Below are 7,518 nucleotides of genomic sequence, written 5' to 3'. Positions count from 1 at the left end.
CGAGGTGCGCCGCGCCTTGCCGACGGCAAAGCGTCGTCTGGTCGGGCCGTTCATCTTCTTTGATCGCATGGGCCCGGCCATCCTGCGCGCCGGCCACGCGCTCGATGTGCGCCCGCACCCGCATATCGGGCTCTCCACCGTCACCTATCTGTTCGACGGCAAGATCAGGCACCGCGACTCGCTCGGCACCGAGATGGTGATCGCACCCGGCGACGTGAATTTGATGACCGCCGGGCGCGGCATCGTTCACTCCGAGCGCACGCCGGAGGAACTGCGCGGCGCGCCGATGTCGGTCTCCGGCCTGCAGACCTGGCTGGCGCTGCCGGACGGCAAGGAGGAGATCGCCCCGGTCTTCGCGAACACGTCCGTCGCCCGCTTGCCGCAGATCGATGCCGAAGGCGTCAGCGGCCGCGTCGTCATTGGCGAGTTCTCCGGCCTGCGCTCGCCGGTCGCGACCGCATCGGACACGCTTTACGCCGATCTGCGCCTGGCGGCGGGCGCCAGCGTGCAGATCCCCGCCGATGCCGAGGAACGCGCCATCTACACGCTGGAAGGCGACGTCTCGATCGCCGGCGATGTTTTTCCGGCCGAGCGGCTCCTTGTGTTCAAGCCGGGCGAGGAGATCGTCGTCTCCTCCGAGCGCGGCGCGCATTTCATGCTGTTCGGCGGCGCCTCGCTGGGTTCCCAGCGCTACATCTGGTGGAATTTCGTCTCGTCCTCGAAGGAACGCATCGAACAGGCCAAGCAGGAATGGAAGACTGGCCGCTTCGATATCGTTCCTGGCGATGAGGAGGACTTCATTCCGCTGCCTGAGGGTTAGTTCTCGAGCACACAGAATTTTTAACGGCTCGGATATGCGTTTCTAGGTGCATGCCTTGGCGATTGGCCGAAACGTCCCTTGCGTCGTCATCCTATGGCGGAGCAAGGAGCGAAGCGACGCGGCGCAGACCATAGGATCCATGCCGTGACTTCCAAGCGTTGCAACGGTGCAGAATTCTGCTCCGCTGCGCTCTTCGGCCAGAGTCACGGCATGGATTCCAGGGTCTCCGGGACGGAGCTTCGCTCCTGCTTCGCCCTGGAATGACGACGTTGGGGGGCTTCCGCCAATTCCAGCCGTTTTCGATGGCTTGCCAAAACAAGCAGCGCCGCGCGTCACTGACGCGCATTTACATTCGCTTGGCGGCGGCCTATGCCGCGCATGATTAAGGCGCAATCTGCTGGTAGCGCCGTGTTCGATCAATTGAGGCAGGACGCGCCCGAGTGAAGCCAGACACGCCGCTGCTCGACAAGGTTCGCATTCCCGCGGACCTGCGGACGCTCGATGAGAGCGCGCTGCCGCAGCTTGCCGCCGAACTCCGCGCCGAACTCATCGACGCCGTTTCGCAGACGGGTGGCCATCTCGGCGCCGGCCTCGGCGTCGTCGAGCTGACGGTCGCGCTGCACTATGTCTTCAACACGCCACAGGACCGGCTGATCTGGGACGTCGGCCACCAGGCCTATCCGCACAAGATCCTGACCGGCCGCCGCGACCGCATCCGCACGCTGCGCCAGGAAGGCGGCCTTTCCGGTTTCACCCGGCGCGCCGAGAGTGAATACGACCCATTCGGAGCCGCGCATTCCTCAACCTCGATTTCGGCCGGTCTCGGCATGGCCATGGGACGCGACCTGTCGGGTGGCCGCAACAATGTCATTTCCGTTATCGGCGACGGCTCGATGTCGGCCGGCATGGCTTTCGAGGCGCTGAACAATGCCGGCGCGCTGGATGCTCGCCTCATCGTCATTCTCAACGACAACGATATGTCGATCGCGCCGCCGACCGGCGCTATGAGCGCCTATCTGGCCAGGCTCGCCTCCGGCAAGGCGTATCTCGGCTTACGCGATTTCGGCAAGAAGCTGACCTCCTATCTCGGCAAGCGCGCCGACCGCGCCATCACCCGCGCAGTCGAGCATGCGCGCGGCTATGTCACCGGCGGCACGCTGTTCGAGGAACTCGGCTTCTATCACATCGGCCCGATTGACGGGCACAATCTCGAGCACCTGATCCCGGTGCTGAAGAATGTGCGCGACAACGGCAAGGGTCCGGTGCTGATCCATGTCGTGACCCAGAAGGGCAAGGGCTACGCGCCGGCCGAGGCCGCGGCCGACAAATATCACGGCGTCAACAAGTTCGACGTCATCACCGGCGCGCAGGCCAAGGCGCCGGCCAACGCACCCGCCTACACCAAGGTCTTCGCCGAGAGCCTGATCCAGGAAGCGCGGGAGGACGAGCGCATCGTCGCCATCACCGCCGCCATGCCGAGCGGCACCGGCCTCGACCTGTTCGGCGAGGTGTTCCCGGAGCGGACCTTCGATGTCGGCATCGCGGAGCAGCACGCGGTCACCTTCGCCGCTGGCCTTGCCACCGAAGGCTACAAGCCTTTCGCCGCCATCTACTCGACCTTCCTGCAGCGCGCCTACGACCAGGTTGTCCACGACGTGGCGATCCAGAAGCTGCCGGTGCGTTTTCCCATCGATCGCGCCGGCTTCGTTGGCGCCGACGGCGCCACCCACTGCGGCGCCTTCGACACGACCTTTCTCGCGACGCTGCCGGGCTTCGTCGTCATGGCCGCGGCCGACGAGGCGGAGCTTCGCCATATGGTGCGCACGGCGGCGTCCTATGATGACGGTCCGATCGCATTCCGGTATCCGCGCGGCAACGGCGTCGGCGTCGACATGCCGGAGCGCGGCTCGGTCCTCGAGATCGGCAAGGGCCGTGTCTTGAAAGAGGGTACCAAGGTCGCGCTGCTTTCCTTCGGCACGCGGCTGCAGGACTGCCTGCTGGCGGCCGAGGAACTCGGCGCCGCGGGCCTTTCCACCACCGTCGCCGACGCCCGCTTCGCCAAGCCGCTGGACGAGGATCTGATCCGGCGCCTCGCCCGTTCGCATGAGGTGCTGGTGACCGTGGAGGAGGGCGCCATCGGCGGCTTCGCTGCCCAAGTCCTGCATTTCCTTGCCCATCAAGGCCTCTTGGAAAGCGGCCTCAAGGTGCGCCCGCTGGTCTTGCCGGACGTCTTCACCGACCACGCCAAACCCGAAAAGATGTATGCCGATGCCGGCCTGGATTCGGCGGGCATCGTGCGCACGGTCTTCGCGACGCTCGGCCATGGCGTGCAGGCGCAGCGCGCCTGAATCAGGACTTCAACACGCTGAATCGGTTTGCCGGCTTCCGGCCGTAAGCTTTTGTTAACGCTTCCGTTTGGCGGTTCGCTTACCCTGTCTCTTGGCCGATTTTCAACGGCGCCCTGCTAAGACCTTGGCCCCAGAGCAATTAAGGAAAAGAGTGAGCGGTTTTCCGCCCGGAATTGCATAAAAACAAAGGGATAGAGCGGTTCGCCATTTCGCTGAAACGGTGAAACGCTCTAGGCAGGGGATAAGAACAATGAAGTCGTTTTTTTGCGGCACGGCCTTGCTGGCCGCCATGGCCGCGCCGGCGACAGCCGAAACGCGTTACGACCGCAATATCGAAAAGGCGGCGATGGACATCGTCGCCGCCAAGATGGGCAGCATCCGCGGCGGCTTCTCCTACAAGCAGAGGCCTCAACTCGTCATGCCGCCGGATGCTACGCCCGTCGCACCCACTCCGGTTGAACCGCCGCGCAAGGAAGCCTCCGGCAATGACGGCCTGACACCGGCTGTCGAGCGCCGCGTCTCCCGGACCGTTTTCTAAAACCACACACCGCGCACGCAGCGGCCGTCGCGCGGCAGGTCGTCAAACGTATCGAGCCCATCGAAATGATCGATCGGCAGGTCGGCGACGTCTTCGGGCGGCGCCAGCCTGACATTGACGGCGATGCGCGTGCGGCCGCTCTTGGCCGCGCGCAGGCCGCGCCAGGCGACCACGCAGGCGCAGGTCGGGCAGAACAGGATTTCCAGCGCGGGCTCCGTCACCTCGGCGCGCGTATAGGACTTCAGCGGTCCCGCGATACGGATGCGCTCGTCGAGATAGTCATACGCCCAGAGCGCGCCGTAGCGGCGGCAAAGCGTGCAGTTGCAGGCGGTGATTCCGCCGGGATCGCCTTCCAGCGTCCAATGGGCCGCGCCGCAATGACAGGTCCCCTTCAGCATCGACTCCTCCGATCGACAGCCCGCGTGGCGGCATTCTGCAGTCTCTTGCGCGGTATTCAAACCCATTGCGTTAGCGCTTGGCTTTCGCCAATGAAGGCCGATGAGTTCCCCATTGCCATTAAGCCGGCGCCAGCGGCTCGACGAATTGCTCGTCGGGCGCGGCCTGTTTGCCAGCCGCTCGCGCGCCCGCGACGCGATCGAGCGCGGCACGGTGACGGTTGACGGCACAATTGCCCGCAAGCCCGGCCAGCCCGTTGCACCGGACTGCCTGGTCGCCATCGACGATCCGGCCCAGGCCTATGTGTCGCGGGCGGCGTTGAAACTGATCGCCGGCCTCGACCGTTTCGGCCTAGATCCTTCCGGCAGCGAGGCGCTCGACATCGGCGCTTCGACCGGCGGCTTCACCCAGGTGCTGCTGGAGCGAGGCGCGGCGCATGTCACCGCGATCGATGTCGGCCACGGCCAGATCCATCCCGAGATTGCCGGGGACCCGCGCGTGACGATGATCGAAGGGCTGAACGCCCGAGATTTGACGGCAGCCGATCTCGGCGGCCGCGTTCCGGATTTCCTTGTCTGCGATGTCAGCTTCATCTCGCTGAAGCTGGCGCTGCCGCCGGCGCTTGAGCTGGCGGGCGAGGGCGCCAGGGCAGTCCTTCTGGTCAAGCCGCAATTCGAGGCCGGCCGCGAGGCGATCGGCAAGGGCGGCATGCTGAAGGATCCAGGCGATGCCGAGCGCATTGCCGGGAATCTGCGCGATTGGCTCGCCGGCATTCTCGGCTGGCGCGTGCTGGGACTTCACCCGTCGCCGATCGAAGGCGGCGACGGCAACCGCGAGTTCCTGCTCGCCGCCATAAAGGACGCCGGTTCGGGATGAGCACACGCTTCACCATCGCCAGGCTGGGCTCCCAGGGCGACGGCATTGCCAACGCCGAGGGCGGGGAGGTTTTTGTCCCGTTCACGCTGCCGGGCGAGACAGTCACCGCCGCGCGCCAGAAGGACCGCGCCACGCTGATGTCGGTGCTGGAAGCCTCGGCGCTCAGGACCGACCCGGCCTGCCGCCATTTCACCGAATGCGGCGGCTGCGCGCTGCAGCACTACGAGGCCGCAGCCTATCAGGAATGGAAGCGCGAAAAAGTCGTGCAGGCGCTGAAGGCCAAGGGTATCGCTTGCGAGGTCGCCGCGCTGGTGCCGTGCGCGCCGCACAGCCGCCGCCGTGTCACCTTCAGCGCCCGGCGCACCGAGGCCGGCATGCTGCTCGGCTTCGTGCGCGCTTTGTCTTCGGAGATCATCCCGATCGAGGAATGCCCGATCTCGCTGCCGGCGATCGTCTCGGCGCTCGCTAAGTTGCGCGCCCTGGCCGGATTGGTCTGCGCCACGCCGAAAGCCTTTCATATGACGGTGACCGTCACCGCTTCCGGCCTCGACATTGCCGTCCATGAGGCCGGCATGCTTGGCGACCACCAGCGGCGCATCGCCTCCAACTTCGTCATGGCCGAGGGCCTGGCGCGGCTTTCCGTCGACGGCGAGATCCTGGTCGAGCCGAAGAAGCCGGTGGTGCAGTTCGGACCGGTCGCCGTGGCCGTGCCGCCTGGCGCCTTCCTGCAGGCGACGGAAGCCGCTGAGCAGGCGATGGCCGGCCTAGTCGGCCAGCATCTGTCGCGCGCCAAGAAGGTCGCGGATCTGTTTGCCGGCTGCGGCAGCTTCGCGCTCCGGCTGGCGGCAAAATCCGAGGTTCATGCCGTCGAAGGCGAAGCCGCGGCACTTGCCGCGCTCGATCGCGCCTACCGCTTCGCCACCGGCCTGAGGAGGGTGACCAGCGAACGCCGCGACCTGTTCCGCAGGCCGCTGACCTTCAAGGAGTTGAACGCCTTTGACGGCCTGGTCTTCGACCCGCCGCGCGCCGGCGCCGAGGATCAGTCGAAGCAGATCGCCCGCTCCGACGTACCGCTGGTCGCCGCCGTGTCCTGCAATCCGGTGACGCTGGCGCGGGATTTGCGCATCCTTCTCGACGGCGGCTATACGCTGAAAAGTGTCACCCCGATCGACCAGTTCCTGTGGTCGTCGCATGTCGAGGCCGTGGCCTTGCTGGAGAAGCCGAAGCGGCGGCGCTAGTCGACTGCCGGAGGTTCGCTGGAAAAATTGTGAAGTCTCTGTTCTTTCGGTGAAATCGCGCCCTAAAGCCGCCTTTTTGCCGGACCTTAATTTCGCTGTTAGGGAAACATTCCTGCCTCCCCGGCGTTATCGCGTGGGATGGATGGCGAACAAGGATGGCGGATTGCTATGCTCTCGCTTCGGAAAGTCATCGGTCTTCTCGTTCTTCTCATCGCGTTCACCGTCGCCTCCGCGACCGATGTGCTCGCGCAACAGCAGAAACGTCTCGCTTTCGTCATCGGCAACGCCGCCTATCCGTCCGATGCGTTGGTCACCTCCGCGAACGACGCCGGTCTGATCGCGCAGACCCTGCAAGCAGCCGGGTTCGATGTGGTCGGCGCGCGCGATGTCGACCAGGAATCGCTGCGTGGCGCGCTGCGTGATTTCCTTGCGAAAGTTTCCGCCGCCGGTCCGGACGCTACCGTTTTCGTGTACCTCGCCGGCCGTGGCGTGCAGTTCGAAGGCGAGAACTACTTCTTGCCGGTCGATGCCCAGATCGCCAATCCGGCCGACGTGCCGCTCCAGGCCATGCGGCTCTCCGATATCACCAAGTCGCTGGCCGGACTGCCGACGAAGGTTAATATAGTCGTCCTCGACGCGGCCCGGCCGAATGCCCTCCCAAAAATGAGCCAGCCGCTGGCCAGCGGGCTGGCGCTGGTCGACCCCGAGCCCAATATGCTGATCGCGTTCAACGCCGCTCCCGGAACGGTTGCGCCGGAAGGTGAGGGCCCATACGGCGCCTATGCCCAGGCGCTCGCCGAGATGATGCGCGACGGCGGCTTGTCGCTCGATGAGGTTTTCGACCGCACGCGGCTGCGCGTCAACGAGGTGACGCAGGGCGCCGAAATCCCATGGGATGTCTCGAAGATCGACGTGCCTTTCGTCTTCTTCGAGCGCGCTCCGGACGCGCCGCCGCCGAAGGTTTCCGAGGCCGAAGAACGGACTAACCGGACCAGGGCGATCCGCGACTTCAATGCGCACGACGCCTATCTCGCGGCACTCGATCGCGACACGATGCGCGGCTACGAGGATTTCATCGTCGCCTATCCGCACGACCCAATGGCCAAACGCGTGCGCGCCATCATCGCGGCGCGGCGCGAGGCGATCACCTGGCGTGAAACATGGCTGCGGGACACGCCTGAGGCCTACTGGTCCTATCTCGAACGCTATCCGCACGGGCCGCATGCCTGGGACGCGCGGCGCCGGCTGGAGCATTTCGACGCCGAGCTCGAGCCACCGGCGAGCTTTACAGTCATCGTGTAC

Annotated in this window: 7 protein-coding genes; 6 read left to right on the top strand and 1 reads right to left on the bottom strand. The window is 65.5% G+C overall.

The annotated features are described in order from the left end of the window. The 3 genes from EOA28_RS18195 to EOA28_RS18185 all read left to right on the top strand — a co-directional run. Positions 1–820: pirin family protein (locus tag EOA28_RS18195; RefSeq protein ID WP_148670751.1), on the top strand; the 820-nt coding region annotated here is incomplete at its 5' end. A gap of 440 nt (positions 821–1,260) precedes the next feature. Beyond that, entirely contained in the window at positions 1,261–3,168 is a 1,908-nt protein-coding gene (dxs, locus tag EOA28_RS18190; protein ID WP_127251366.1) for a 1-deoxy-D-xylulose-5-phosphate synthase, read from the top strand. Between the two features lie 250 nt (positions 3,169–3,418). Next, on the top strand, positions 3,419–3,706 hold the full coding sequence (locus EOA28_RS18185) for a hypothetical protein (RefSeq protein ID WP_126078567.1): 288 nt from the start codon (positions 3,419–3,421) through the stop codon (positions 3,704–3,706). On the opposite strand, the gene EOA28_RS18180 is transcribed toward EOA28_RS18185, so the two are convergent. Beyond that, positions 3,703–4,104, bottom strand: coding sequence for a GFA family protein (locus tag EOA28_RS18180; RefSeq protein WP_128315120.1), 402 nt, complete (start codon positions 4,102–4,104; stop codon positions 3,703–3,705). The two genes, EOA28_RS18185 and EOA28_RS18180, sit on opposite strands and share 4 nt — an antisense overlap. A 100-nt stretch (positions 4,105–4,204) precedes the next feature. Between EOA28_RS18180 and EOA28_RS18175 the strand changes: the two genes are divergently transcribed. The 3 genes from EOA28_RS18175 to EOA28_RS18165 all read left to right on the top strand — a co-directional run. After that, a complete protein-coding gene (locus EOA28_RS18175) occupies positions 4,205–4,978 on the top strand; it encodes a TlyA family RNA methyltransferase (RefSeq protein ID WP_127251368.1) in 774 nt (257 codons plus the stop codon). Continuing rightward, the gene (locus EOA28_RS18170; RefSeq protein ID WP_127251369.1) at positions 4,975–6,216 is read left to right on the top strand and encodes a class I SAM-dependent RNA methyltransferase; all 1,242 of its coding nucleotides are present in this window, start codon (positions 4,975–4,977) and stop codon (positions 6,214–6,216) included. Before EOA28_RS18175 ends, EOA28_RS18170 begins: the two co-directional genes overlap by 4 nt. A gap of 168 nt (positions 6,217–6,384) precedes the next feature. Then, on the top strand, positions 6,385–7,518 hold a 1,134-nt coding region (locus EOA28_RS18165; RefSeq protein ID WP_189342086.1), incomplete at its 3' end, for a caspase domain-containing protein.

The sequence above is a fragment of the Mesorhizobium sp. M2A.F.Ca.ET.067.02.1.1 genome, assembly GCF_004023285.1.
Classification (GTDB): domain Bacteria; phylum Pseudomonadota; class Alphaproteobacteria; order Rhizobiales; family Rhizobiaceae; genus Mesorhizobium.
Note: the sequence above shows the minus strand (reverse complement) of the source record. Positions and strands in the feature narration are given on the sequence as shown.